Origin of the sequence: Blautia schinkii (genome assembly GCF_013304825.1) — a bacterium.
In the GTDB taxonomy this organism is placed as follows: Bacteria; Bacillota; Clostridia; order Lachnospirales; family Lachnospiraceae; genus Blautia_A; species Blautia_A schinkii_B.
The window spans coordinates 1-25,028 of record NZ_JAAWUO010000010.1 but is presented as its reverse complement, the minus strand read 5'-3'; the positions used below and the strand labels follow the sequence as shown (position 1 = coordinate 25,028).

25 protein-coding genes, 1 rRNA gene, 1 other RNA gene and 1 pseudogene are annotated in these 25,028 nt (G+C 45.1%); 25 read left to right on the top strand and 3 right to left on the bottom strand.

Going from position 1 to position 25,028, the window contains the following annotated elements; translation table 11 throughout:
• The first annotated feature begins 24 nt into the window (after positions 1-24).
• The 13 genes from HFM85_RS08865 (at position 25) to HFM85_RS08810 (ending at position 10,713) form a co-directional block, all read left to right on the top strand.
• The gene (locus HFM85_RS08865) at positions 25-951 is read left to right on the top strand and encodes a nucleoside hydrolase (protein WP_173737873.1); all 927 of its coding nucleotides are present in this window, start codon (positions 25-27) and stop codon (positions 949-951) included.
• Positions 952-970: 19 nt separating this feature from the next.
• A complete protein-coding gene (locus tag HFM85_RS08860; protein ID WP_173737872.1) occupies positions 971-1,885 on the top strand; it encodes an ROK family protein in 915 nt (304 codons plus the stop codon).
• A 159-nt stretch (positions 1,886-2,044) separates the two neighbouring features.
• Positions 2,045-3,448: a glycoside hydrolase family 1 protein gene (locus HFM85_RS08855; protein WP_173737871.1), complete on the top strand. Its 1,404-nt coding sequence runs from the start codon at positions 2,045-2,047 to the stop codon at positions 3,446-3,448.
• A 144-nt stretch (positions 3,449-3,592) separates the two neighbouring features.
• Positions 3,593-3,895, top strand: a complete 303-nt coding sequence (gene ureA / locus HFM85_RS16255) for an urease subunit gamma (protein WP_173757458.1) — start codon at positions 3,593-3,595, stop codon at positions 3,893-3,895.
• A 12-nt stretch (positions 3,896-3,907) separates the two neighbouring features.
• On the top strand, positions 3,908-4,267 hold the full coding sequence (gene ureB / locus HFM85_RS16250) for an urease subunit beta (RefSeq protein ID WP_243873845.1): 360 nt from the start codon (positions 3,908-3,910) through the stop codon (positions 4,265-4,267).
• A gap of 12 nt (positions 4,268-4,279) precedes the next feature.
• Positions 4,280-6,001 (top strand): urease subunit beta, encoded by a 1,722-nt coding sequence (gene ureB / locus HFM85_RS08845; RefSeq protein ID WP_173737870.1) that lies wholly within the window; start codon positions 4,280-4,282, stop codon positions 5,999-6,001.
• A 218-nt stretch (positions 6,002-6,219) separates the two neighbouring features.
• Complete coding sequence (locus HFM85_RS08840; protein ID WP_173737869.1) at positions 6,220-6,726, top strand: AmiS/UreI family transporter; 507 nt, start codon at positions 6,220-6,222, stop codon at positions 6,724-6,726.
• Positions 6,727-6,744: 18 nt separating this feature from the next.
• The gene (locus HFM85_RS08835; protein WP_173737868.1) at positions 6,745-7,224 is read left to right on the top strand and encodes an urease accessory protein UreE; all 480 of its coding nucleotides are present in this window, start codon (positions 6,745-6,747) and stop codon (positions 7,222-7,224) included.
• A 9-nt stretch (positions 7,225-7,233) separates the two neighbouring features.
• The gene (locus tag HFM85_RS08830) at positions 7,234-7,947 is read left to right on the top strand and encodes an urease accessory protein UreF (protein WP_173737867.1); all 714 of its coding nucleotides are present in this window, start codon (positions 7,234-7,236) and stop codon (positions 7,945-7,947) included.
• Between the two features lie 20 nt (positions 7,948-7,967).
• The gene (gene ureG, locus HFM85_RS08825; protein WP_173737866.1) at positions 7,968-8,576 is read left to right on the top strand and encodes an urease accessory protein UreG; all 609 of its coding nucleotides are present in this window, start codon (positions 7,968-7,970) and stop codon (positions 8,574-8,576) included.
• 17 nt (positions 8,577-8,593) lie between these two features.
• Positions 8,594-9,388: an urease accessory protein UreD gene (locus HFM85_RS08820; protein ID WP_173737865.1), complete on the top strand. Its 795-nt coding sequence runs from the start codon at positions 8,594-8,596 to the stop codon at positions 9,386-9,388.
• A gap of 223 nt (positions 9,389-9,611) precedes the next feature.
• Positions 9,612-10,142 carry a tRNA adenosine(34) deaminase TadA gene (gene tadA / locus HFM85_RS08815; protein ID WP_173737864.1) on the top strand — a complete coding sequence of 177 codons (531 nt, stop codon included), beginning with the start codon at positions 9,612-9,614 and terminating at the stop codon, positions 10,140-10,142.
• Positions 10,143-10,275: 133 nt separating this feature from the next.
• Positions 10,276-10,713: a GatB/YqeY domain-containing protein gene (locus tag HFM85_RS08810; protein WP_173737863.1), complete on the top strand. Its 438-nt coding sequence runs from the start codon at positions 10,276-10,278 to the stop codon at positions 10,711-10,713.
• A gap of 221 nt (positions 10,714-10,934) precedes the next feature.
• On the opposite strand, the gene ffs is transcribed toward HFM85_RS08810, so the two are convergent.
• Both ffs and HFM85_RS08800 read right to left on the bottom strand, forming a co-directional pair.
• An RNA gene (ffs, locus tag HFM85_RS08805) (signal recognition particle sRNA large type) lies at positions 10,935-11,196 on the bottom strand.
• Between the two features lie 146 nt (positions 11,197-11,342).
• On the bottom strand, positions 11,343-12,098 hold the full coding sequence (locus HFM85_RS08800; RefSeq protein ID WP_173737862.1) for a hypothetical protein: 756 nt from the start codon (positions 12,096-12,098) through the stop codon (positions 11,343-11,345).
• Positions 12,099-12,400: 302 nt separating this feature from the next.
• Here HFM85_RS08800 and HFM85_RS08795 point away from each other — a divergent pair, with 302 nt between their 5' ends.
• From HFM85_RS08795 to HFM85_RS08760, 8 genes and pseudogenes are all read left to right on the top strand, one after another.
• Positions 12,401-13,483, top strand: coding sequence for a 6-phosphofructokinase (locus HFM85_RS08795; protein ID WP_119240660.1), 1,083 nt, complete (start codon positions 12,401-12,403; stop codon positions 13,481-13,483).
• A 66-nt stretch (positions 13,484-13,549) separates the two neighbouring features.
• A complete protein-coding gene (gene dnaX / locus HFM85_RS08790; RefSeq protein WP_173737861.1) occupies positions 13,550-15,172 on the top strand; it encodes a DNA polymerase III subunit gamma/tau in 1,623 nt (540 codons plus the stop codon).
• 26 nt (positions 15,173-15,198) lie between these two features.
• A complete protein-coding gene (locus HFM85_RS08785) occupies positions 15,199-15,555 on the top strand; it encodes a YbaB/EbfC family nucleoid-associated protein (protein WP_173737860.1) in 357 nt (118 codons plus the stop codon).
• The gene (gene recR, locus HFM85_RS08780; protein ID WP_173737859.1) at positions 15,555-16,151 is read left to right on the top strand and encodes a recombination mediator RecR; all 597 of its coding nucleotides are present in this window, start codon (positions 15,555-15,557) and stop codon (positions 16,149-16,151) included. The genes HFM85_RS08785 and recR overlap by 1 nt, the downstream gene beginning before the upstream one ends.
• A gap of 65 nt (positions 16,152-16,216) precedes the next feature.
• A complete protein-coding gene (locus HFM85_RS08775) occupies positions 16,217-17,305 on the top strand; it encodes a substrate-binding domain-containing protein (RefSeq protein WP_173737858.1) in 1,089 nt (362 codons plus the stop codon).
• Between the two features lie 304 nt (positions 17,306-17,609).
• Positions 17,610-18,263, top strand: coding sequence for a fructose-6-phosphate aldolase (gene fsa / locus HFM85_RS08770; protein WP_015525668.1), 654 nt, complete (start codon positions 17,610-17,612; stop codon positions 18,261-18,263).
• 53 nt (positions 18,264-18,316) lie between these two features.
• Positions 18,317-19,174: pseudogene (locus HFM85_RS08765) on the top strand (transketolase); the annotation flags it as partial.
• The gene (locus tag HFM85_RS08760; protein ID WP_173737857.1) at positions 19,162-20,100 is read left to right on the top strand and encodes a transketolase family protein; all 939 of its coding nucleotides are present in this window, start codon (positions 19,162-19,164) and stop codon (positions 20,098-20,100) included. The pseudogene HFM85_RS08765 and the gene HFM85_RS08760, both read left to right, overlap by 13 nt.
• Before the next feature lie 59 nt (positions 20,101-20,159).
• On the opposite strand, the gene yyaC is transcribed toward HFM85_RS08760, so the two are convergent.
• Positions 20,160-20,714: a spore protease YyaC gene (yyaC, locus tag HFM85_RS08755; protein WP_173737856.1), complete on the bottom strand. Its 555-nt coding sequence runs from the start codon at positions 20,712-20,714 to the stop codon at positions 20,160-20,162.
• A 161-nt stretch (positions 20,715-20,875) separates the two neighbouring features.
• Here yyaC and HFM85_RS08750 point away from each other — a divergent pair, with 161 nt between their 5' ends.
• The 4 genes from HFM85_RS08750 to HFM85_RS08735 all read left to right on the top strand — a co-directional run.
• The gene (locus HFM85_RS08750) at positions 20,876-22,240 is read left to right on the top strand and encodes a LysM peptidoglycan-binding domain-containing protein (RefSeq protein ID WP_173737855.1); all 1,365 of its coding nucleotides are present in this window, start codon (positions 20,876-20,878) and stop codon (positions 22,238-22,240) included.
• Between the two features lie 63 nt (positions 22,241-22,303).
• Complete coding sequence (locus tag HFM85_RS08745; protein WP_330594812.1) at positions 22,304-23,536, top strand: DUF5711 family protein; 1,233 nt, start codon at positions 22,304-22,306, stop codon at positions 23,534-23,536.
• 10 nt (positions 23,537-23,546) lie between these two features.
• Positions 23,547-24,260, top strand: coding sequence for a CvpA family protein (locus HFM85_RS08740; protein ID WP_173737854.1), 714 nt, complete (start codon positions 23,547-23,549; stop codon positions 24,258-24,260).
• A gap of 499 nt (positions 24,261-24,759) precedes the next feature.
• Positions 24,760-25,028 (top strand): 16S ribosomal RNA (locus HFM85_RS08735); the annotation flags it as partial.

Sequence of the window (25,028 nt, the reverse complement as noted above, 5' to 3'; positions counted from 1 at the left end):
ATTTTATACAAGGAGGAAAATAATATGTGGAATTACGCCTATACAGTACCGGAAAACAAAAAAGTAAGGGTGATCGTACATACAGACTGCAAAAACGAGGCAGATGACCAGTATGCAGTAGCACATCATCTCATGACACCAAGATTCGACGTAAAAGGCCTTGTTGCAGGTCATTTCTGGAAAAACCCGCAGCAGTACGGCGAGCTTGGTACTGCACAGGCAAGCTACGATGAGATCATCAAAGTTATGGATCTTATGGGACTTAAGGACCAGTATCCGGTAAAGCTTGGTGCACCGCGTGCCCTTGAGGATGAGCATACACCAATCGATTCCGAGGGTGCAAGATTCATTATCGAGGAAGCGATGAAAGACGATAAGAGACCGTTATACATCGCATGCCAGGGAGCAATCACAGACGTTGCATCCGCACTTCTGATGAAACCGGAGATCGCAGAGCGAATGACCGTGATCTGGATCGGCGGAGCTGACTATCCAAAGGGAGGATTTGAGTTCAATCTGATGATGGATATCAACGCTGCAAACGTGGTATTCTCCTCCAAAGTGCCGGTATGGCAGGTACCGATGAGCCTTTACAAAGTGATGGCTGTTTCTCTTGCAGAGCTTCAGCTGAAGGTACGCCCATGTGGAAAGATCGGAAAATATCTTTTTGAGCAGCTGGTGGATTTCAATCATGTAGCAGCCAAGTACGAAATGGACTGGCCACAGGGCGAGATCTGGGGACTTGGTGATCAGGGAACCATTGCCGTTCTGATGGAAGAACTGGAAAAGGTAAGCTACGATATGGTACCTGCACCAAGAATTGCAGAGGATATGACATACATCCATGGTAAGGACAACCGTGAGATCCGTGTTTACAAATATCTGGATGCAAGACTGACACTGGAAGATTTCTTTGCAAAGCTTGCGTTGAATTTTGGTGATGAGAAATAAAGTTTGAGGTAAAATGAAAATGAAAAATTATCTGGTTTTTGATGCAGGCGGAACATTTACGAAATACGCGTTAATGGACGAAAATGCGGAAATTCTTGAAAAAGATAAGGTTCCCACACCAGACTATCATACAAAGACAAAAGAGGACTATTATGCAGTTCTGGACAGTGTTGTGGAGAAATACAAAAACCGCATTGAAGGTATTGCCATCAGCATGCCTGGTATGCTGGACAACAGGAATGGATATTGTGTAACAGCAGGATATCTTGCATATCTTGCAGGAAGTACTGTTGGCACAGAGCTTTCCCAGCGTTACGGAATTCCGGTTTCCGTGGAAAATGATGGAAAATGTGCAGCACTTGCCGAGTTCTGGAGAGGAAGTCTTAAGGGCTGTACAAATGGGGCTGTTATTGTTATCGGAACCGGTGTTGCAGGCGGGATCATCCTCAACGGAAAGCTTTTCCGCGGAAATCATTTCACCGCAGGCGAATACAGCTATATATGCACAGAGGCGAAGAATCCGGCAGAGATGGACAGCTACTGGGGAATGATCAGTGGTGCGGAAGGACTTGCAAAGACTGTTGCAAAGCATACAGGAGAGGACTGGCAGATTTACGACGGATTGAAGATATTTGGTCTGGCAAATGAAGGTGTTGAGAAAGTTCTGGCAGGTCTGAGAGAGTTTACAGACCGTCTTGCAGTACAGATCTATAACCTGAATATTTATCTGGATCTGGACATCATTGCTATTGGCGGAGGCATCAGCCAGCAGCCGCTTCTGCATGAATATCTTCAGAAGAGCCTGGATGAAGTAATGAAGAATATTCCACTGCGAAAGATAACACCATATGTTCCGGAGCCGAAGATCACAAACTGTCAATTCTACAATGACGCAAATTTAATAGGTGCTTTATATCACTTCATGAACAAATAAGCGGTTATTCCGCTTATTTGTTCATGAGGAAGTAGCGAAGCGGATTCCGAATGTCCGCTTACAGATGATAAGCGGTTATTCCACTTATCTGTTCATGAGGAAGTAGCGAAGCGGATTCCGAATGTCCGCTTGAATATATTACATAAGGAGGATTCCAGAATGTCATTTCCAAAGAATTTTTTATGGGGTGGCGCAGTTGCTGCCAACCAGTGCGAGGGTGCATACAACGAAGATGGAAAGGGTTTATGCACACAGGATGTAACACCACACGGAATCGTAGGCCCCAGAACGGAAGAGCCTACACCGGATAACATGAAACTTATCGGAATCGATTTTTATCATCGTTATAAAGAAGATGTGAAATTATTTGCGGAGATGGGTTTTAAAGTATTCCGTACATCTATTGCATGGAGCCGAATTTTCCCTAATGGCGATGAGGAGACACCAAACGAAAAAGGTCTTCAGTTTTATGATGATCTTTTTGACGAATGCCATAAATACGGAATCGAGCCACTGGTCACAATCTCCCATTATGAGACCCCGCTTCATCTTGCAAAAACCTACGATGGCTGGGTAAACAGAAAGATGATCGGTTTCTACGAGAGATATGTGAGAACTATTTTTGCAAGATACGGCAAGAAGGTTAAATACTGGCTGACCTTCAATGAGATCAACTCTGTTCTCCATGAGCCGTTTTTAAGTGGTGGTATTTATACAGAGAAAGACAAGCTTTCCCAGCAGGATCTCTATCAGGCCGTGCATCATGAGCTGGTCGCAAGTGCCCTTGCTACAAAGATCGGACATGAGATGATACCGGATGCAAAGATCGGCTGCATGATCTTAAGCATGCCTACCTATCCTCTGACACCATGCCCAGACGATGTGATCAGGACTATGGAGAGCGTTCACAAGAACGATTTCTTTGGTGATGTACATGTCCGCGGATATTATCCTGGATATATGAAACGTTATTTCCGTGAAAATAACATTGAGATCAAATTTGAGCCAGGCGATGAGGAAATCCTCAAAAATACAGTAGATTTCGTTTCCTTCAGCTATTACATGAGCATCTGTGAGACAGCAGACCCGGCGCAGGCAAAAGGAAAGGGTAATCTTATGGGCGGTGTTCCGAACCCATATCTGGAAGCATCTGAATGGGGATGGCAGATCGATCCGCAGGGTCTTCGCTATGTGCTGAACTACTACTGGGATCGTTACCAGAAACCGCTGTTCATCGTTGAGAACGGACTGGGCGCTGTAGACAAGCTGGTTGAGAAGGACGGCGTTATGACAGTCGAGGATGACTACCGTATCGACTACCTTCAGAAACATCTTCTTCAGGTTGAAGAGGCTGCCAGGGACGGCGTAGATGTTATGGGCTACACATCCTGGGGATGCATTGATCTTGTCAGTGCATCTACAGCAGAGCTGAAAAAACGCTACGGCTACATCTATGTGGACCGCAACGATGACGGAACAGGTACACTGAACCGTTATAAGAAGAAATCCTTCTACTGGTATAAAGACGTGATCGCTACCAATGGAGAGTCACTTCATAAATAATTTCACTGCTTGACTTTGCAGAAAAAAACAGATATAATGCAAACATTGACGCAGACAATGGAGTTCGCGAGAGCTTCCGTTGTCTGCGTTTTTTTATTGGACTAAATTAGCGAAGACTAACAGGCGGAAAAGGAGGAAGAAACAATGAGACTTACCCCGAAGGAACAGGAAAAACTCATGCTCCATATGGCCGGAAATCTGGCGAAGGAGAGGAAGGAACGCGGACTGAAACTGAATTATGTGGAAGCATTGGCTTATATCAGCTCTGAGCTTCTGGAGCTGGCTCGTGACGGAAAAACTGTTGTAGAGCTGATGCAGCTTGGAACCAGGATCCTCACAAAAGGTGATGTGATGGATGGTGTGGCAGATATGCTTGGTGAAGTACAGGTTGAGGCAACATTTCCTGACGGAACAAAGCTTGTGACTGTACATAACCCGATTCAGTAAGGAGGAATTGACATGAAGATTGGCGAAATCATTCCCGCAGACAGAGAGATCGTACTTAATGAAGGGAAAAAGACCACAAAGATCATGGTTGCCAACAAAGGTGACCGTCCTGTACAGGTAGGCTCTCATTTTCATTTTTTCGAAGTAAACAAATGCCTCTCTTTTGACCGTGAGGCTGCATATGGTTATCATCTGGATATTCCGTCCGGTACTTCTGACCGCTTTGAGCCGGGAGAAGAAAAAGAAGTGCAGCTGACTGAGATGGGCGGCAGAAAACGCGTATTTGGTCTGAATGACCTGACAAGAGCAAGAGCAGCAGAGGACACGAAAAAGGCCTCCATGGAAAAGGCAGCATTAAAGGGATTCTTATAAGGAGGGACACAAATGAGCGTAAAAATTTCCGGTGAAAAATATGCAATGATGTACGGCCCTACAACTGGTGACAAAGTAAGACTTGCAGACACCAGCCTTGTAGTGGAGGTTGAGAAAGATTACACCACATATGGCGATGAAGTAAAATTCGGCGGCGGTAAAACTATCCGTGACGGAATGGGACAGTCTGTAAAAACCTGCAGCTGTGACGGTGATCTGGATCTTGTTATCACCAATGCCCTGATCGTAGATACCACAGGAATCATCAAGGCAGATATCGGAATCAAAGATGGAAAGATCGCAGGAATCGGTAAAGCGGGAAACCCGGATATCATGGATGGGGTGACACCTGGAATGACTGTCGGAGCATCCACAGAGGCACTGGCAGGAGAAAGAATGATCGTTACAGCCGGCGGTATTGATACCCATATCCATTTCATCAGTCCTCAGCAGATCGACTGTGCACTGTACAGCGGTGTTACAACCATGATCGGAGGAGGAACAGGCCCTGCAGACGGAACCAATGCAACTACCTGTACACCTGGCCCATGGAATCTTCGTATGATGCTGAAGGCAGCAGAAGAATATCCTATGAACCTTGGATTCCTTGGAAAAGGAAACTGCTCCGATGAGGCTCCGCTGATCGAGCAGGTAAAAGCCGGTGCCATGGGTCTGAAGATCCATGAGGACTGGGGTGCAACACCGGCAGTTATCGATCATTGCCTGAATGTTGCAGATGAGTATGATGTACAGGTTGCCATTCATACAGATACTCTGAATGAGGGTGGATGTGTGGAAGATACACTTGCAGCTATTGGTGGAAGAACGATCCATACATATCATACAGAAGGTGCAGGCGGCGGACATGCACCGGATATCATCCGCGCCGCAGCAGCAGGAAATGTTCTGCCGTCTTCGACCAATCCTACCATGCCATATACAGTAAATACACTGGATGAGCATCTGGACATGCTGATGGTATGCCATCATCTGGATAAAAAAATTCCGGAGGATGTGGCTTTTGCAGATTCCCGTATCCGCCCTGAGACTATTGCAGCAGAGGATGTCCTTCATGACATGGGAATTTTCAGCATGATGAGTTCCGACTCCCAGGCTATGGGCCGTGTTGGTGAGGTGATCACACGTACCTGGCAGACAGCCAGCAAAATGAAGGATGAGCGTGGTGCCCTTCCGGAAGATGAAGGTAAAGGAAATGACAATTTCCGAGTAAAACGCTACATTGCAAAATATACCATCAATCCTGCTATCACACATGGAATTTCCGGCTATGTAGGCTCTGTTGAGAAAGGAAAATTCGCAGATCTTGTTCTGTGGAATCCGGCATTTTTCGGAGCAAAACCGGATATTATCATCAAAGGCGGCATGATCATTGCATCCAAGATGGGTGATGCCAACGCATCCATTCCGACTACACAGCCGGTAATGTATCAGCCGATGTTTGCAGCGCATGGAAAAGCAAAGAACGAAGCGTGTCTTACCTTTGTTTCCCAGGCTGCATATGAGGCTGGAATCAAAGAAGCCTATGGCCTGGAAAAAACAGTGGTTCCTGTAAAGGGATGCAGAACTATCGCTAAGAAGGACATGGTATTTAATAACCGTACACCGAAGATCACGGTGGATCCGGAGACATACGAGGTAACAGTAGACGGGGAGACAATTACATCCAGACCTGCGGAAAAGCTTCCGCTTACACAGCTCTACAATCTGTTCTGAAAAAATATAACACGCAATATCTGTCCGGGCAGACAGACTTTAACCGAATCAAGTAAGTCCCCTGCTTCAATTGCGAGGAGCAATAAGCAGTGGGTGGGACTTACTTGTATCAGGAGGGGTACAAGCCCCTCCTGATAAACTGCGGAGCAGTTATTCGGTTATGAGCAAGTAGCGAAAGCGGATTGCGAATATCCGATTGACTATAGGGAGGAAAACAGATGTTAGGAGTATGCCTTTTATTCGTAGGAATCGTTCTGATCAATAATGGAATGTGCACCTTATATAACGTAGATGGAAAATCCACAGCTGTCATGAATATTTTTACTGGTGGACTTTCGCTGTTTATTAATTTTGTGAATCTGGTACAGGGAAACTATTATGCAGCAGGAACAGGACTTCTGTTCTGCTTCACTTACTTGTTTGTAGCTTTTTCTAAGATACTGAAACTGAGTCCGATCCCGTTTGCATGGTTTTCCACATTTGTGGCTGTCAATGCAGTGGTATTTGGAACTATTGAAGGATTTCTGGGAAGCAAAACACTGGGGATCACACCGGATATCCGCTGGGCAGGAATCTGGTATCTCTGGGCGATTCTCTGGGGAACTGCCTTTGTAGAAGATATCATGGGAAAAAAGCTCGGAAAATTTGTTCCGGTGCTTCAGGTGATCGAAGGCGTAATTACGGCCTGGGTGCCGGGAGTGATGCTGCTCCTTGGAGTATGGTAAGAATAGAGGAGAAAATATATGCTTTGTGAAAAAATTCTGGGAAAACTAAAGGATTTTGATCTGACCGGAAAAACGGTGGAATATGTGGATGTTGAGTGGCATGAAGCATTTAAAAAGATCCACAGAAAAACTACAGACAGTGGCCGGGAGGTAGGAATCCGGCTGGATGATTCTGTGCTTACAAGAGGACTTTTTCAGGATGATGTGATCTATTCGGATGAAAGTCTGGTGATCGCAGTAAATACACCACCCTGCGAAGTGATAGAGGTATCTCTGAAGCCGGGGCACGAGAAATATGTGGCAAAAGTCTGCTACGAGATCGGAAACCGCCATGCACCGCTTTTCTGGGGAGATCAGGAAAATACATTTATTACGATCTACAATGAGCCGATGATGGTCATGCTGGAAAAGCTTCACGGTGTAAAGGCAGAGAAAAAGACGGTGAAGCTGGATTTTGACCGCAGGATCTCAGCTGCCATCCATAATCATCATCACTGAGGAATTTATATGGATAAAATAAAAGAAATCCGCCGTTTTTTTCTTCTGCAGGTAAATGATGCGCTTTTTCCCATAGGAGGCTACTCACATTCTCAGGGACTGGAAACCTATATCCAGCAGGGTATTGTGCACGATGAAAAAACAGCGGAAGACTATATCAGAAGAAAACTGAAATTGAACCTGGCCTGCACCGATCTTCTTGGAGTACGTCTGGCTTACGAGTATGCACTGAAGGAAAATGTGGCGGCACTGGATAATTTGGAGGAGCTCCTTGGGGCATCTAGGATCCCCATGGAGCAGAGGGAAGCATCCAGAAAAATGGGATCCCGTTTTACAAAGACAATCTGTAAACTGCCCCAGGAAAATATTCCCATGGAAAAAAGGGAAATCTTTGAAGAATATCTGGAAGCCCGGAGGGGGAAGCCTGTAAGCCATTGCTGCGCATATGGGGTTTTTTGTGCAGCAATGGGAATCGAAGAAGAGGAAACCCTGTATCATTATCTCTATGCCCAGACCTCTGCAATGGTGACAAACTGTGTAAAAACCATTCCGCTGAGTCAGAGCGCAGGGCAGAAGCTTCTCTGCGGATGTTATGAAGAGTTTGAAAATATACTGTCCTATATTTTGGACTGTACGGAAGATGATCTTTGTCTGTCGGCACCAGGATTCGATATTCGGGGAATCCAGCACGAGAAGCTTTATTCCAGACTTTATATGTCGTAAACAGAGAGGAGTAATTTTTTATGTCATATGTAAAAATCGGTGTTGCCGGACCGGTAGGTTCCGGTAAAACAGCTTTGATCGAGGCTTTGTCAAGAAAAATGGCAAAAGATTACAGCATTGGTGTTATCACGAATGACATTTACACCAAAGAAGATGCTCAGTTTCTTGCAAAAAACAGTGTACTTCCGGTAGAGCGCATTATTGGCGTGGAGACAGGAGGATGTCCTCATACTGCTATCCGTGAGGATGCGTCCATGAATCTTGAGGCTGTAGATGAGATGATGGAGCGTTTTCCGGATATCCAGATCCTTTTTATTGAGAGCGGCGGAGATAACCTTTCTGCTACATTCAGTCCGGAGCTTGTAGATGCTACGATCTTTGTTATTGATGTGGCTGAGGGAGACAAGATCCCGCGAAAGGGCGGCCCTGGAATCACAAGGTCAGATCTTCTGGTGATCAACAAGATTGATCTTGCACCTTATGTAGGCGCAAGTCTTGAAGTTATGGATCGGGATTCCAGAAAAATGAGAGGAGAAAGACCATTTGTTTTCACAAATATCCGTGGTGATGAACAGGTAGATACTGTTGTGGAATGGATCAAAAAAAATGTGCTTCTGGAAGACATGTAGGAAAGGCGGGCTGATCTTTGACAGAAAATAAATTCGGAAAACTTTCCAGATTGTCTCTGAAAACCGGCATCAGAGAAGGAAAAACCATCGTGGAAGATGTGGCTTTTACAGCCCCCTATAAGATCATGAATCCTTTTCCGAAGAAAAACGGCGGGATCTCTGTTATGCCGCTTTGTGCTTCAGCGGGGATCATGGAAGGAGACAGGCAGGAGTTTGATTTTTTTGTGGCAGAAGGAACGGAGCTGGAATTTCTGTCCCAGTCCTTTGATAAAGTCCACAGGATGAAAGATGGGGAAGCTATCCGCCATGTAAAGGCGAAGGTGGAGAAAAATGCGGTTTTTTATTATTATCCGCAGCCGGTGATTCCCTATGCCCAGTCTGCTTTTGACAGCACCATGGAATTTGATCTGGCAGATGAAAGCTCCGGACTTTTTCTGCTGGAGATCATCTCCTGTGGAAGAAAGGCTTCTGCTGAGCGGTTTTTGTATCGTAAATTTGCCTCCAGGGTAAATATCAGACGTGCCGGGAGACTGATCTATCGCGATAATACCCGCTATGAGCCTGATAAAATGGACATGGAAGGGCTTGGCATGTATGAAGGATATACGCACATGGCCAATATTTTTCTGAGTGGACCGGTCTGCGATATGCAGGAAAAAATATGGGAAGTTCTTGAAAATGAGAAGGAATGTGCCGGCGGTGTAACACAGCTGGTTCATGGAGATCTTGCTGTCCGTATTCTGGGACATCGGGCACAGAAGCTGCAGGAAACAGCAGAGGAAATAAAGGCGATTTTTGAAGAGAATAATTAGGATGAATTGCAGACGCTGCGGGAATTACTATGAGAAATTCCTGCGGTGTTTTTTTATGTCAGGGGTAATATGACTTTGCTGTGCGGCAGGAGCGTTGAGCAGTGAAAAAAATGAAATCAAGAGAATGAAGAGAGCATTTGGAGGCAGATTGACACCGAATACGAGGAAAGATATAATCGAATGGATAAATGTATGAAATACCATAAACACAGGAGGAACGAACGTGACAGACCAGGAACGTTTTATGAAAGAGGCGATACGCCAGGCGAAAAAAGCCCGCGCATTGGAAGAAGTGCCTATTGGCTGTGTGATCGTATACGAAGGCAAGATCATAGCCAGGGGCTACAACCGCCGCAATACAGATAAGAATACCCTATCCCATGCAGAACTCAATGCTATCCGCAAAGCCAGCAAAAAGCTGGGCGACTGGCGGCTGGAGGGCTGCACCATGTATGTGACCCTGGAGCCCTGCCAGATGTGCTCCGGAGCTCTTGTACAGTCCAGAATTGATGAAGTAGTGATCGGCTGCATGAACCCGAAAGCAGGATGCGCAGGCTCTGTTATGAATCTTTTGCAGATCGAAGGTTTCAATCATCAGGTAAAGATCACAGAAGGCGTTCTTGAAGAAGAATGCTCTGAAATGCTTTCCGCGTTTTTTAGGGAACTGAGGGAAAAAAAGAAGCAGGCAAAAATTTTGAAAAAACAGGAAGCAGAGCGCCTTGTCGGGCAGCAGATGCAGGAAGGACAGGTGTAGCAGATATTTTCTCTTGACAGAATTACAGGGAAATATCAAAATAAAATCATAAATGAGATTCCGGAGAAAGGGGTTTCATTCAGATAAAACGAGAGCTGTCCGGATTGGAGCAGCAGAAATGGAGGATCACATAATGGAACTTGAAGTTTTAAGAAAAGATATGGTAGCAGCAATGAAGGCTAAGGATAAGGTAACTAAGGAAGCAGTTTCTGCATTGATCGCAGCAGTGAAGAAAGTTGCCATTGATGAGGGATGCCGTGATGACATCAAGGGTGATCTGGTAGACAGAGTTATCCTGAAAGAGCTGAAGACAGCCAAAGAGCAGATCGATACATGCCCTGCAGACCGTACAGACCTGAAAGAAGAGTATCAGGCAAGATATGACATCATTGCAAAATATGCTCCGAAGCAGATGGATGAAGCTGAGATCAAAGCTTATATCGAAGAGAAATTTGCAGATGTTCTTGCAACAGGAAACAAGGGCCAGATCATGAAAGCAGTCATGGGCGACCTGAAAGGCAAGGCGGACGGCAAGCTGATCAACCAGGTAGTTGCTGGCTATTGTAAATAATTAACCAAATTAAGGAAGTTCCTGGATTTAGCTGCAAATATTTGCTTGATCCAGTAAGACTTATCATGTATGCAGAAAACCGCCGTATGATATCAGAAGTATACGGCGGTTTTTGTATGCATGATTTTTGAAGAGGCAAATAAAAAATCCCGCCGGATCAGTCATAAATGACGAACCCGGCGGGAATGCTGTTTATATAGAGATCATTATAATCTTTATTTACGCGCGCCGCACCTCGGAATGGTCTCACAGACGTTACCTCTACAGTTAACTCAGCCCAGGCACCCTCACGGCACACAAGAGCTTCTGCTTAGTGCTGCTGCATTCCTGCCCTGACACGGTTCACAGATTCCTGTTGCGTAAGACCCAAACGTCAACGCCACTTATAGAGGGCTGCTCCACAAGATACAAGCCTCAGATTGGCATCACCCCTGCTGTAGCGGATTGCAGGTACAGGGCACCGCTATCTCCCCGGCTGCGCGGAATTTAATTATAGACTCTTAAACCGGATTTGTCAAGGCGCGATACATGGAAAAAAATAAAAAAGGAGCTCCCCGTCGCTAAGAGGGGAGCTCCTGAAAAAAATACAGATTCAGTATAAATGTGCAGGTTTTGTAAGGATGACAGGATCAGCTGAGATCAATATAGCAGTTCTGTGAACCACCGGTCTTGGTATTGGTCAGATTAACTGAAATATAGCCAGTCTGTTTTGCTGCGAGAGTTCCGGCGTGAAGAGTAACGGAAGAAACACCTTTGTTGCTGTAAATATTGCGGGAAATACCAGTTTTTTTGTTGTAGTAATAAATAGACTCGATCTTCCAGCCGCTTGCAGCAGTACATTTGATAAGGGCGTTGCTTTGAGCTTTTTTGATCCGAAGGTTGGAAGCAGAGCTGTTTTTGCTGAATCTTGATGCAAGATTTCCAACGCCTGTTACGGTAAGGCTCTTGAGCGGGTTGGTGTATGGAAGAACCTTTACTGTGGTGGAGTAGGTTTTGCGTCCAACCTTGTACTGAATCTTGGCAGTTCCGGTCTTGAGCATATTGTAACCGATTCTGTAAGTGTGGTTAGAATAGGAATAAGCTTTAGCTCCTTTTGCGAAGTATTCGGTACGGCCGCTGGATACATCTTTGGTAAGGCTTTCAAGGGAAACGACAGACTTTCCGGAAATAACCTTAATGTTGGATTTTGAAATGCTTGATTTACTTGGAACATTGTAAAGCTGGATAACACCATATGCATAATAGTTTGATTTGGCACCCATGTAGGAAACCTGAGTCTTCGGTGGAACGAAACTGGAATCTGCACTTGCAGTAAATGGTGTGATGGCGCAGATCATAGCTGCAGCCAGTAAAGCGCAGGATAATTTCTTGAAAATATTTTTCATACAATTTCTCCTTCCTCTGAGATAAATTTTGATAAAAAATGGTAAACCTGCAAAACTTACTGATAGCTATATTTTACGACCGGAAGCAAATAAAGTCAACAAATATACTCTGTATTTCCAGGCTTTTTTGGCTATTGTATGCGGACTGAAAATGCTTTATAATATTATAATGTGTAAAGCTCTGTAAGAAGAGAAAGCAATGGAGCTGTTTTGCAGGAAAAGATCCGCAGAAATGCCGGTTTACTGTAACGGACAGCAACAAATAAAATGTGCACATAAGAGAGCACAGAATGGAGGACGCTATGATTAAAAGAATCGGCCTGCTGACAAGCGGCGGTGACTGTCAGGCACTGAATGCGACCATGAGAGGCGTTGTAAAAGGACTGAGCAACAGCGTTGAGAACCTCGAGGTATACGGATTTGATGATGGCTACAAGGGACTGATCTACGGGAAATACCGTATGCTCACAGCTAAGGATTTTTCCGGAATCCTGACACAGGGCGGTACCATCCTGGGAACATCCAGACAGCCGTTTAAACTGATGCGTGTACCGGATGAGAAGGGGCTGGATAAGGTTGAGGCCATGAAACAGACTTATTATAAGCTCTGTCTCGACTGTCTCGTGATCCTCGGTGGAAACGGCACACAGAAAACAGCCAATCTTCTCCGTGAAGAGGGACTGAATATCATCCATCTTCCGAAGACCATTGATAACGATATCTGGGGCACAGACATGACATTCGGTTTCCAGAGTGCACTGGAGATTGCAACCAATGCCATTGACTGCATCCATACAACAGCAGCATCCCACGGACGCGTATTTATCGTTGAGATCATGGGACACAAGGTAGGAAGCCTTACACTGAATGCTGGTGTTGCAGGTGGCGCAGACGTTATCCTGATCCCGGAGATCCCATACGATATCAACAAGGTTGCAGAAGCTATCCAGAAACGCAACAAGGCAGGCAAGCGTTTTACCATTCTTGCAGTAGCTGAGGGAGCCATTTCCAAAGAAGATGCGGAGCTTCCGAAGAAGAAATACAAAGAGAAACTGACAGAGAGAGTGAAGAAATATCCGTCTGTATCCTATGAGATCGCAGATCAGATCCAGGCAGTAACCGGAAGTGAGGTACGTATCACAGTTCCGGGACATATGCAGCGAGGCGGAGAACCATGTGCATATGACCGCGTTCTTTCTACAAGGATCGGTGCAGGCGCAGCACAGGCTATCATGGATGAGGAATATGGTATCATGATCGGTGTTATCAACGGAAAGATCAAACGTGTTCCTCTTGCTGAATGTGCAGGCAAGCTGAAGATGGTATCACCGAAAGATCAGCTTGTAAAAGCAGCCAAACAGATTGGAATCAGTTTTGGTGATTAATTATAAGTCATATGGCCGCCGCGGAAGTCTTTCCGCGGCGACTGTGGCGAAGAGAAGGAGTGTTTTATGAGTTATACTGCTCTTTACCGTAAATTTCGTCCTGATAATTTCGACGATGTAAAAGGCCAGGATCATATCGTGACAACACTGACCAACCAGATCAAGGCCAACCGTATTGGACACGCATACCTGTTCTGCGGAACCAGAGGTACCGGTAAGACTACGGTTGCGAAGATCCTAGCGAAGGCAGTAAACTGCGAACATCCTGTAAATGGCAGTCCCTGCAATGAATGTGCCATGTGCAAGGCCATCCAGGCAGGAACCGCTATGAATGTGATCGAGATTGATGCCGCATCCAACAATGGTGTTGACAACATCCGTGAGATCCGCGAGGAGGTAGCCTACCGTCCTACAGAGGGGAAATACAAGGTTTACATCATCGACGAGGTGCATATGCTCTCAACAGGAGCATTTAACGCTCTTCTGAAAACACTGGAAGAGCCGCCCTCCTATGTTATTTTTATTCTTGCGACAACAGAAGCACATAAGATCCCGATCACCATTTTATCCAGATGTCAGCGTTATGATTTCCATAGGATTTCTATTGACACCATAGCAGCCAGGCTTTCCGAACTTCTGAAAGCAGAGGGGGTGGAAGCAGAGGAGAAGGCAGTGCGCTATGTGGCAAAAAAAGGCGACGGTTCCATGCGAGATGCCTTAAGTCTTCTGGATCAGTGCATCTCTTTTTATCTGGGACAGGTTCTTACCTATGATAAAGTCCTGGATGTACTGGGAGCTGTAGATACCGAGGTATTCAGCAAGCTTCTCCGAAAAGTTCTCGGAGGAGATGTGACAGGTTCCATCCATGTGCTGGAGGATCTGATCACAGGAGGTCGTGAGCTTGGACAGTTTGTGACGGATTTTACCTGGTATATGCGTAATCTCCTCCTTGTAAAAACTTCCGGGAATCCGGAAGATGCGATCGATGTTTCTTCTGAAAATCTGAAGCTTCTTAAGGAAGAGAGTGAGATGACAGATGTGGAGACACTGATGCGGTATATCCGTATTTTTTCTGATCTGTCAAACCAGATCCGTTTTGCAAGTCAGAAGAGAGTACTGGTGGAGATCGCACTGATCAAGCTTTGCAGGCCGGCTATGGAGACCAATCTGGACTCCGTTCTGGACCGTATCCGTGTTCTGGAGAAACAGATCGAAGAACGTCCTGTTCAGCAGGTGATCGTCCGCGATGGCGGTGACGGAGCAGCACAGGAACCGGGAATGGCAGCAGGCAGTGCAGTGCAGAGTCAGCAGCCGGCACCACAGAAAGCAGCACCGGAGGATCTTCAGAAGATCGTTGCAGGATGGCGTGCCATTGTGGGGCAGACAACAGGACTTTTTAAACAGTCACTGCAGAGAGCAATCCCCAAGTATAACGGAGAGACCGGAGATCCCGTACTTTTTGTGGAATTTCAGGATTTTCTGGGACAGAATTATGTGGATAATCCGGAAGCCCAGCAGGAGCTTCAGGACATTATCGCAGCCCGCACAGGGAAAAAAGTTGAGATACATATGCTGGTAGCCAATAAACATCAGCATACCAATCTCGCACAGATCACAGTAGACGATGCACTCCGGGAGAACATCCATATGGATATCGTAGTGGAAGAAGACCCGGACGACGAAGTATAAATTAAAAAAATCAGGAGGACTTTTTTATGGCAAAAAGAGGTGGATTCCCAGGTATGGGTATGCCGGGGAATATGAACAATCTAATGAAGCAGGCGCAGAAAATGCAGCGCCAGATGGAAGAGAACCAGAAGGCTCTCGAGGAAAAAGAATTCACAGCAACAGTAGGCGGCGGAGCTGTTTCCGTTACTGTTTCCGGAAAACGTGAAGTAACAAAAGTTACACTTTCCGAGGAAGCTGTAGATCCGGATGATATCGAGATGCTTGAGGATATGATTGCAGCAGCAACCAACGAAGCTCTTCGTCAGGTTGAGTCTGAGTCTGCGGCAGTTATGTCTAAACTTACAGGTGGTCTTGGAGGACTGGGCGGAGGCCTTCCTTTCTGATGGAATATTACAGCAGCCATATCAATAAACTTATTGAGCAGCTATCCCATCTTCCGGGAATCGGAGCCAAATCCGCACAGCGTCTTGCGTTTCATATCATGAACATGCCGAAAGACCAGGTGGAGCAGCTGACTTCTTCCATCACGGATGCAAGGCAGAATGTTCAGTACTGCAAATGCTGCTACACACTGACAGATCAGGAACTTTGTCCCATCTGTGCCAATCCGAAACGTGATCACAGCACCATCATGGTAGTTGAGAACACAAGAGATCTGGCAGCCTACGAAAAAACCGGAAAATTTGACGGTGTTTACCATGTGCTTCATGGTGCGATCTCCCCGATGCTGGGAATCGGACCGGATGATATCAAGCTGAAAGAGCTGATGACACGTCTTCAGGGAGATGTAAAGGAAGTGATCGTGGCGACCAACTCAAGTCTTGAAGGCGAGACAACAGCGATGTATATCAGTAAGCTGATCAAGCCCACAGGGATCAAGGTCAGCCGTATTGCCAGTGGAGTTCCGGTGGGCGGCGACCTGGAATACATTGATGAAGTGACACTTCTCCGTGCACTTGAGGGAAGAGTGGAACTTTAAACGAATGAGGAATCCGAATATACGACTGACTGAGGCGGTATTTTCGTGCCGGAGGAGGTGAGACGGTGGCTAAAAAGAAAACAACTTCTTCAGACGTGGCAGCGCGTGCCGGGGTTTCCCAGGCAACCGTATCCATGGTCCTGAACCGGAAATATAATGTTTCTTTTTCCAGGGAAACGGTGGAACGTGTAGAGCAGGCGGCAAGAGATCTGGGCTATGAGCTGCCGGGGCGCCGGAAGCGGAAAGACAGCCCGAAAGAAAAACTGATCGTTGTTTTCTGTCCTACGCTCACAAGCCCCTACTATGTACTGCTCCTTCAGGGTATTGAAGCCGTGGCAAATGAACAGGGCTACGGAGTGTTTATCTGCAATACCCAGAGAGATGCCGGACTGGAAGAGAAATATCTCCGGATGATGCAGACCATGCAGCCCTGTGGGATCATCTATACCTGCAATCCTCATCCTGATTTTCAGCATCAGGTGGAAAAGATTGCAAAAGAGACCCCTTTGGTCATCATCAGCAATAAAGAAAAAACTACCACAGTGGATGCCATTAATCAGGATAATTCCGTAGTGGGAAAAATGATGGCCAGACATCTTCTGGATCTTGGACATACAGACGTGGCTTTTATCACGCCGCCTCTTACCAAACGGCAGTGGCAGCGCTCCAAAAGAGTAGAAGGCTTTGTACGCGAATTCGAGAAAGAAGGAAAAAAAGATCATGTGATCATCAAGGCGGCAGATGAATCCAATGACAGAAAGATCCCCCGTATGGATTCCGAGTATGCCATGGGATATGATCTGACCATGGAACTTCTCAATGAAGGAAAAAAATTCACAGCGATTGCAGGCCAGAATGATATGATGGCCATCGGAGCCATTGATGCGCTCCGTGAGATGCGCCTTCATGTGCCAAAAGATGTTTCTGTTATCGGCTGTGATAATATTTTTTATTCCGGTATCCAAAGAATTTCGCTGACGACTATCGATCATTTTGTTGCGCTGAAAGGCCGTGATGCCTGCGATATCGTTATCCGGAAGATTGATATGAATGATAAATTTTATTTTGATGAAAGACCTGCAAGTCTTTACAATATTGAGTATACTCCGAAGCTGATCATGCGCCGGACAACGGGGTATGCAAAGGTGGATTGAGATAGGTCTGCCGTCAGAAAAATAAATAATGGCGCATAAATTATTAATAATAATATATAGAGAGACTTCCGCAAGTACATTTAATTGTAAAAGTTAAAAAAACCGATATTTACAGCAATGTGTGAGGTTTTGGAAAATGAATGTAAGCTGTTATGGGTGAAAAAATTGACAGGCTCTGTTAATAAAACATAACTTTATTAATAAAATATTTATTAATAAAAAATAAGAGCCTTGACCCTCACAATGAGTTTGTTATAATGAAATCATCAAGAAAAAGAACGAACGTAAACAGGAGGAAAAAACAATGAAATTTTTTATCGACACAGCTAAAGTAGAGGATATCAGAGAAGCTAATGACATGGGAGTTATTTGTGGTGTTACAACCAACCCGTCCCTTATTGCAAAAGAGGGAAGAGACTTCAACGAAGTAATCAAAGAGATCACAACTATCGTTGACGGACCGATCAGCGGTGAGGTTAAAGCTACAACAACAGATGCTGAGGGCATGATCCGTGAGGGACGTGAGATCGCAGCGATCCATCCGAACATGGTTGTTAAGATTCCGATGACAACAGAAGGACTGAAAGCGGTTAAAGTACTTTCTTCTGAGGGAATCAAGACAAACGTTACTCTGATCTTTTCCGCTAACCAGGCACTTCTTGCAGCAAGAGCAGGTGCTACATATGTATCTCCGTTCCTTGGAAGACTGGACGACATTTCTACAGATGGTGTTGAGCTGATCCAGCAGATCGCTGAGATGTTTGCGGTTGCAGATATCCCGACAGAGATCATTGCAGCAAGTGTTCGTCATCCAATGCACGTAACAGCATGTGCACTTGCAGGTGCTGACATCGCTACTGTACCGTTCAAGGTAATTGAGCAGATGACACATCATCCGCTGACAGATGCCGGTATCGCTAAATTCCAGGCTGACTACAAAGCAGTATTCGGTGAGTAATTAACTGGAAGCTCTTTTATATATAAACACTCCGGCATGACCGGAGCACCAAAAAAGGAGACATTTATAACATGGATAAGTTAGAACTTCAGAAAGTTGCCAACGAAGTCCGCAAGGATATCGTAACAGCAGTCCATGCAGCAAAGGCCGGACATCCGGGTGGATCCCTTTCTGCAGCAGATGTGTTTACTTACTTATATTTCGAGGAGATGAACATCGACCCGAAGGATCCTAAGAAAGCAGACCGTGACCGTTTTGTTCTTTCTAAAGGACATACAGCACCAGGACTTTACTCTGTACTTGCAGAGAGAGGATACTTCCCGAAAGAAGACCTGAAAACACTTCGTCATCTTGGTTCCTACCTTCAGGGACATCCGGATATGAAACATATCCCGGGCGTTGATATGTCAAGCGGTTCCCTTGGACAGGGGATCTCTGCAGCAGTAGGTATGGCTCTTTCCGCTAAACTGAGCAATGATGATTATCGTGTATATACATTGCTTGGAGATGGTGAGATTGAGGAAGGACAGGTATGGGAGGCTGCTATGTTTGCAGGATTCCGTAAACTGGACAACCTGGTTGTGATCGTGGACAATAACGGACTTCAGATCGACGGTGATATTGCAGATGTATGCTCCCCGTACCCGATTGACAAGAAATTCGAAGCTTTCAATTTCCATGTGATCAATGTTGCTGACGGCAACGATATGGATCAGCTGAAAGCTGCTTTTGATGAGGCAAGAGCTACCAAAGGTATGCCCACAGCTATCATCATGAAGACCGTAAAAGGCAAGGGCGTTTCCTACATGGAAAACGCAGTAGGCTGGCACGGAAAGGCTCCGAATGACGAGCAGTATGCACAGGCAATGGAAGATCTGGAGAAGGTAGGTGAAGCGTTATGTCAGAAGTAAAGAAAATCGCAACAAGAGCAAGCTACGGCAGTGCCCTTGTAGAATTAGGTAAAAAACACGAGAATCTTATCGTTCTGGACGCTGACCTTGCTGCAGCTACACAGACAGGTATGTTCAAGAAAGAATTTCCGGAGCGTCACATTGACTGCGGTATCGCAGAGTGCAATATGATGGGTATTGCGGCAGGAATTGCTTCCACAGGCAAGGTTCCTTTTGCAAGTACATTTGCTATGTTTGCAGCCGGACGTGCTTATGAGCAGGTTCGCAACTCCATCGGATATCCGAAGCTTAATGTAAAGATCGGAGCAACTCATGGCGGTATTTCCGTAGGTGAGGACGGTGCCACACATCAGTGCCTTGAGGACTTTGCACTTATGAGAGTAATTCCTGGAATGGTTGTTGCAAGCCCGTCTGATGATATCGAGGCTAAGGCTATGGTTGAGGCCGCTTATGAGCATCAGGGACCGGTATACATGAGATTTGGACGTCTTGCAGTTCCGGTTATCAATGACAGACCAGATTATAAATTTGAGCTTGGTAAAGGTATCGTTCTCCGCGAGGGAAAAGATCTTACCATCATCGCAAACGGACTTTGCGTTGCTCCTGCTCTTGAGGCAGCTGAGAAGCTTGCAGCAGACGGAATCGATGCAAAAGTTATCAATATCCACACCATTAAACCTCTTGATGAGGAGCTTGTTGTTGCAGCTGCCAAAGAAACAGGCAAGGTTGTAACTGTTGAGGAGCACTCCATCATTGGCGGTCTTGGCGGAGCTGTCTGCGAGTGCCTGGCTGAGAAGGCTCCTGTACCGGTTAAACGTATCGGAATCCATGATGTATTCGGTGAGTCCGGTCCGGCAGCAGAGCTTCTTCATAAATATGGTCTTGATGCAGATGGCATCTACAGCCAGATTAAAGACTTTGCATAAAATCGCGAAGTGATTTTATACATGTAGCGAAAGCGGAATGAGAAGCTCCGCTTTGTAAATCAACAGGAGATTATATCTGTCTCTGCGGGAAGGATCTTTAAAATTCCTTCGGCAATGGCATCTGCCAGTGCTACTACGGTGGAGAGCCGTGTTGTCTGCAGAGTGAGATGTTCCAGCATTCCGGCAATGTTCACAATGCCTGTGATGTGGATATCTCCAACAGGCGGAAGGTTTTTCTGAACACCAGCACCTGGGTACAGTGCACCATTTCCAATGGTCACATAGCCCAGGTGCTTTTTTTGTCCAAGAGAAGCATCGATAGCAATGACCAGGGCATGAGGGTGGAGCTGTCCGATAAGCCTGGAGCATTTTTCCAGATTCAGGGCATGTACCGGGTCGGAGAGCGTTCCGTAGACAAAGATCCGCGGACTTTCGTGGGGGTGAAGCAGGTGTCCTATATATGGGCCTAAGCAATCGCCGGTGATCCGGTCACTGCCAATGCATAAAAAAACAATCTCAGTCCATTTTTTTGGACAGTGAAGAATGCATTTTTTTAAAAGATATGCAATTTCTCCGGAAGAACCGGTTTTATTTGAATCAATGTAAAAAGCCATGGGGAACCTCGATTCTTTTCTTTTCCCTTCATCTTATCCCGAAAATGGAAAAAATATGCACGTTGCAGAATCTGTCGGTAAATTATGGGAAAAGCATCTTACATTATGATAAATTCCGCGTTTTTCCTGTGCTATGCTGTTATCTGAAGGGGTGATATAAGATGATAGAGGTCATTTATAAGGAGGAAACAGCAGAGCAGGATGGAGTGCAGGAAACTTTTTCCATGCCGAGAAACGTCCGGCAGATCGGACTTGCCAACGGAAATTACAGAATTTATGTGGAGGATTATGTATATACATTTCTGAAGCGGCTGTCGGAAGAGGAGAAAGAGCAGGGAAAAGTAGCTATTCTCACAGGTGAGATCAAATGGACAGAGGATATGATCTGTGTTTTTGTAAAAGGAGCACTGGCTGCAGACGAGATGGAAGCCACGGTGGAACATATTGATTTTTCAGAAGAGATATGGCAGAGACTGCAGGAAAACAAAGAAAAATATTTTCCGGATCAGGAAATTGTTGGATGGTTCTTTGCACAGCATCAGTCGGCTGTGGAGATCACGGATCTGCTGGTGAAAACACATTTAAGGTATTTTGGAGGGGAAAAGATCCTGATACTGATGGAACCGGTGGAACGTGATGAGGCATTTTTCCGTTATGATGGCGGAACGATGGTGAAGGTAGAGGGCTATTACATTTATTATGAAAAAAATTCTCAGATGCAGACGTATATGATCGAAAGAAATCAGAACGCCGGACCGGAAACATCTGAGAAAGTAGAGGATAAAGCTGTCCGGAATTTTCGCAAGATCATAGACAGCAAAAAGCCGGAGGAACGGGAGGAGGAAAAGACTTCCGTTTTTTCTTATGCAGCGACGGTGTGTCTGGCCCTGGCAGTGCTGGCAACCGGAGTGGCATTTTTTCAGAACCGGCAGAACAGCTCCGGGATTCCGGAAGATGCTGCAACTGCGTCTGCAGTGATCGCACAGGAGACACCGGAAGTAACTGTGGCAGTACAAAACAGTACAGATGAAAAGCCTGCCGGCGAGGTGGCTCCTGTACCGGAAAAGTCAGTATCGATCGTACCGATAACTGCCGCAGTAACCCTGAAAGATGACAGGCCGGCTGCCGCGGAGACACCTGCTGATGCCGGAAAAAATGATATTACACGGACACCGGCACCATCTGTAACAGAAAAGGCTCAGAAATCTGCAGAGGATAATTCAAGAAGTTCAGGAGCGAAAAAAAATCAGAAAAGTTACCCGGAGAAGAAATCTGAGAAAAATATAAATGAAGACAAAGACACAGATAAAGATCAGAATGCACAGCAGAATACCCGGCAGACAGCAGAAACAGCAGCATCAGCAGAGAATACACATTCGACATATGTGATACGGCCAGGAGATACTTTGTACCAGATCAGTCTGCGATGCTATGGAAACGCGGGAGCTATGGAGGAAATCTGCAAATTGAACGGAATTTCTGCTGACGAAATTATTTATCCCGGGCAGGTAATTGTTTTACCCTGACTGAATGTGCTATAATAACTGGAAAACCAGTTTACAATCAATGATAAGGTAAGGGATACAGTTGTGAATATCATAAAAAAACTTCAAAAGAAACAAAAGCGTAAAAAGCTGATAAAGCAGAAAGCCAGGCTGGCTCAGGAACAGGCTGACAGAAGCAGTGTTTACCGTGGAAAGAATTCGCATCGCCGCAGGATTTCAGGTAGAGGAAAAAAAGCGATCACAGTTGTGGCGGTGATAGCGGCAGTATGCCTCGTTTTTCTCTATGTTGAGAAGCGGAGCTACCATAGTTATAAAGTGCTGAATACCAGTGAACAGGAAGATGTTGTTTCTACTCAATATGTAGAGATGGATGGTGATATCCTGAGATACAGTCCGGATGGAGTGTCTGTGGTTGACAGCAGTATGAATACAGTGTGGAATGAAACCTATACCATGCAGAATCCTATTGCAGATGTTAACGGAAGCAGGGCAGTTATTGCAGACAGTGAGGGAACATCTCTTTATATCTGCGATAAGAAAGGTGTTACAGGAACTGTTACAACATCCTATTCCATTGTAAAAGTGCGTGTTGCAGCCAATGGAATGGTAGCCGCGATCCTTGACAATGATGAAAATACCTGGATCAATTTTTACAATTCAGACGGAAGCCTGGTAGCAGAAAACCTTACGAAGATAGATGATCCGGGATATCCGATGGATGTTGCTGTTTCTGATAATGGCGTGATGATGGTAACATTCCAGTATGTAGATGGAAGCAAGACTACCAGCTATGTTGCTTTTTATAATTATGGAGATGTAGGACAGAACGAGGATGATAGGATCGTGAGCGGTTACACTTATGAAAATGTGGTGATTCCGCAGGTTGAATGCATCAGTGAAAGTCAGTACATTGCTCTGCGGGATGATGGATTTTCTACTTATCAGGGAAATCAGATTCCCAAAGAGGTAAAAACTATCAATGTAAAACAGGAGATCGTAAGCACATTTTTTGATGATCAGAGGATCGGACTGGTATTTAAGAACAATAGTAAAGATAGTGAATATACAATGGAAGTCTATAGCATGAACGGTCAGTTAAAATTCCGGAAGAATTTTAATGTTGCATACAGCACCATCAAAATGAGCGATGGTAACATAATCATGTACAACAGTTCTCAGATCTGCGTGATGAACAGTCGCGGCGTGCAGAAATATATGGGAAGTGTGGATGGAACGATCCGAGATTTCTTCAAGATCGGCTGGAATAAGTATCTTATGGTGATGGACAACGGAGTTAGCACTATCAAATTCAGTTAAGGAGGCAGATATGAGCTGGACATGGCTTGGACTGGCTGTGCTTGTACTGCTTGCCTTTTCCATGGTTGACGGATACAGGCGCGGCTTCATAAAGGAAGTAGTGTCGGTGGTACTCGTTCTGTTGTCTGTTGTGGTGGTATGGCTGATCAACCCATATGTGAATACGTTTATCCGGGAAAATACATCTGTTTATGAAAAGATCCAGGATGTCAGTGGAGCTTTTGTGGAATCTCTGACAGATGGGGAGACTGTAGTGGACGGAGAACAGCAGAATGAACTGATCAGCGGTATGAATCTTCCTGGATTGCTGCAGAACGGAATTGCAGATAATAATACGGCAGCAGTGTATCAGTCCCTTGCGGTAAATACATTCGGAGAGTATGTTTCGCATTATCTTGCTAACATAGCGGTGAACTGTCTTTCTTTTCTGGTGTCTTATATACTGGCATCGGTGCTGATTCATGTGTTTGCTTATGCACTGGATCTTCTGGCGAGACTTCCGGTGCTGTGTGGGATAAATAAAATGGCAGGAGCATTGGTTGGCGGAGGAAAATGTATTATTTTCATATGGGTGGCAATGCTTGTAGTGACAATACTCTGCAATACGAAAATAGGACAGGAAGGGTTAAGGCTGATCAGAGGAGATACAGTATTAAACTTTCTCTACGACAAAAATATCTTTATACGAATCTTTGCAGGAATAAACCGCATTCTGCAGACATGATCCTACCGGATTTCCGGGAAAATCGTGCCTGCGGAGTGCGGTTTTTGGCTGAAAAACACATTTTTTGGAAAAAAATGGATTTTTAGTAAAAAATATGTTGACAGCTATTTGAAAAGATGATATCCTAACAGAGTTGTTGGGAACAAATTGTTTTTGAAAAAATGATAACAATATCATCTTTCAGAAAAAATAAAAAAGTTGTTGACAAAAGACAGAAGATATGATAAAGTATCCAAGTCGTCAACGAAACGACAACAAAATCTTAACTCAAAAATGTTTGAAAAAAACTTAAAAAAGTGCTTGACAAACGAAAAGAGATGAGATAGAATAAACGAGCTGTCTGAGAGACAGACACAACAAACCTTGATAACTAAACAGTGAAACACATACGATTCTCGAAAATTTCTTTACATTTATTTAAAGAACGGTTTGAACAAACCAAAAGCAGTAAAAACGAGAGATAGCCAAACGGTTGTCTTGAGTAAATGAATCAAACATTTTATCAGAGAGTTTGATCCTGGCTCAGGATGAACGCTGGCGGCGTGCTTAACACATGCAAGTCGAACGGGAATTATTTTATTGAAACTTCGGTCGATATAGATTTTTCTAGTGGCGGACGGGTGAGTAACGCGTGGGTAACCTGCCTTATACAGGGGGATAACAGTCAGAAATGGCTGCTAATACCGCATAAGCGCACAGAGCTGCATGGCTCCGTGTGAAAAACTCCGGTGGTATAAGATGGACCCGCGTTGGATTAGCTTGTTGGTG

What these genes read in the sequence shown, in the direction of transcription:
- HFM85_RS08865 (WP_173737873.1), top strand. Translation starts at nt 25, where the DNA reads ATGTGGAATTACGCCTATACAGTACCGGAAAACAAAAAAGTAAGGGTG.
- HFM85_RS08860 (WP_173737872.1), top strand. Translation starts at nt 971, where the DNA reads ATGAAAAATTATCTGGTTTTTGATGCAGGCGGAACATTTACGAAATAC.
- HFM85_RS08855 (WP_173737871.1), top strand. Translation starts at nt 2,045, where the DNA reads ATGTCATTTCCAAAGAATTTTTTATGGGGTGGCGCAGTTGCTGCCAAC.
- ureA (WP_173757458.1), top strand. Translation starts at nt 3,593, where the DNA reads ATGAGACTTACCCCGAAGGAACAGGAAAAACTCATGCTCCATATGGCC.
- ureB (WP_243873845.1), top strand. Translation starts at nt 3,908, where the DNA reads ATGAAGATTGGCGAAATCATTCCCGCAGACAGAGAGATCGTACTTAAT.
- ureB (WP_173737870.1), top strand. Translation starts at nt 4,280, where the DNA reads ATGAGCGTAAAAATTTCCGGTGAAAAATATGCAATGATGTACGGCCCT.
- HFM85_RS08840 (WP_173737869.1), top strand. Translation starts at nt 6,220, where the DNA reads ATGTTAGGAGTATGCCTTTTATTCGTAGGAATCGTTCTGATCAATAAT.
- HFM85_RS08835 (WP_173737868.1), top strand. Translation starts at nt 6,745, where the DNA reads ATGCTTTGTGAAAAAATTCTGGGAAAACTAAAGGATTTTGATCTGACC.
- HFM85_RS08830 (WP_173737867.1), top strand. Translation starts at nt 7,234, where the DNA reads ATGGATAAAATAAAAGAAATCCGCCGTTTTTTTCTTCTGCAGGTAAAT.
- ureG (WP_173737866.1), top strand. Translation starts at nt 7,968, where the DNA reads ATGTCATATGTAAAAATCGGTGTTGCCGGACCGGTAGGTTCCGGTAAA.
- HFM85_RS08810 (WP_173737863.1), top strand. Translation starts at nt 10,276, where the DNA reads ATGGAACTTGAAGTTTTAAGAAAAGATATGGTAGCAGCAATGAAGGCT.
- HFM85_RS08800 (WP_173737862.1), bottom strand. Translation starts at nt 12,098, where the DNA reads ATGAAAAATATTTTCAAGAAATTATCCTGCGCTTTACTGGCTGCAGCT.
- HFM85_RS08795 (WP_119240660.1), top strand. Translation starts at nt 12,401, where the DNA reads ATGATTAAAAGAATCGGCCTGCTGACAAGCGGCGGTGACTGTCAGGCA.
- dnaX (WP_173737861.1), top strand. Translation starts at nt 13,550, where the DNA reads ATGAGTTATACTGCTCTTTACCGTAAATTTCGTCCTGATAATTTCGAC.
- HFM85_RS08785 (WP_173737860.1), top strand. Translation starts at nt 15,199, where the DNA reads ATGGCAAAAAGAGGTGGATTCCCAGGTATGGGTATGCCGGGGAATATG.
- recR (WP_173737859.1), top strand. Translation starts at nt 15,555, where the DNA reads ATGGAATATTACAGCAGCCATATCAATAAACTTATTGAGCAGCTATCC.
- fsa (WP_015525668.1), top strand. Translation starts at nt 17,610, where the DNA reads ATGAAATTTTTTATCGACACAGCTAAAGTAGAGGATATCAGAGAAGCT.
- HFM85_RS08760 (WP_173737857.1), top strand. Translation starts at nt 19,162, where the DNA reads ATGTCAGAAGTAAAGAAAATCGCAACAAGAGCAAGCTACGGCAGTGCC.
- yyaC (WP_173737856.1), bottom strand. Translation starts at nt 20,714, where the DNA reads ATGGCTTTTTACATTGATTCAAATAAAACCGGTTCTTCCGGAGAAATT.
- HFM85_RS08750 (WP_173737855.1), top strand. Translation starts at nt 20,876, where the DNA reads ATGATAGAGGTCATTTATAAGGAGGAAACAGCAGAGCAGGATGGAGTG.
- HFM85_RS08740 (WP_173737854.1), top strand. Translation starts at nt 23,547, where the DNA reads ATGAGCTGGACATGGCTTGGACTGGCTGTGCTTGTACTGCTTGCCTTT.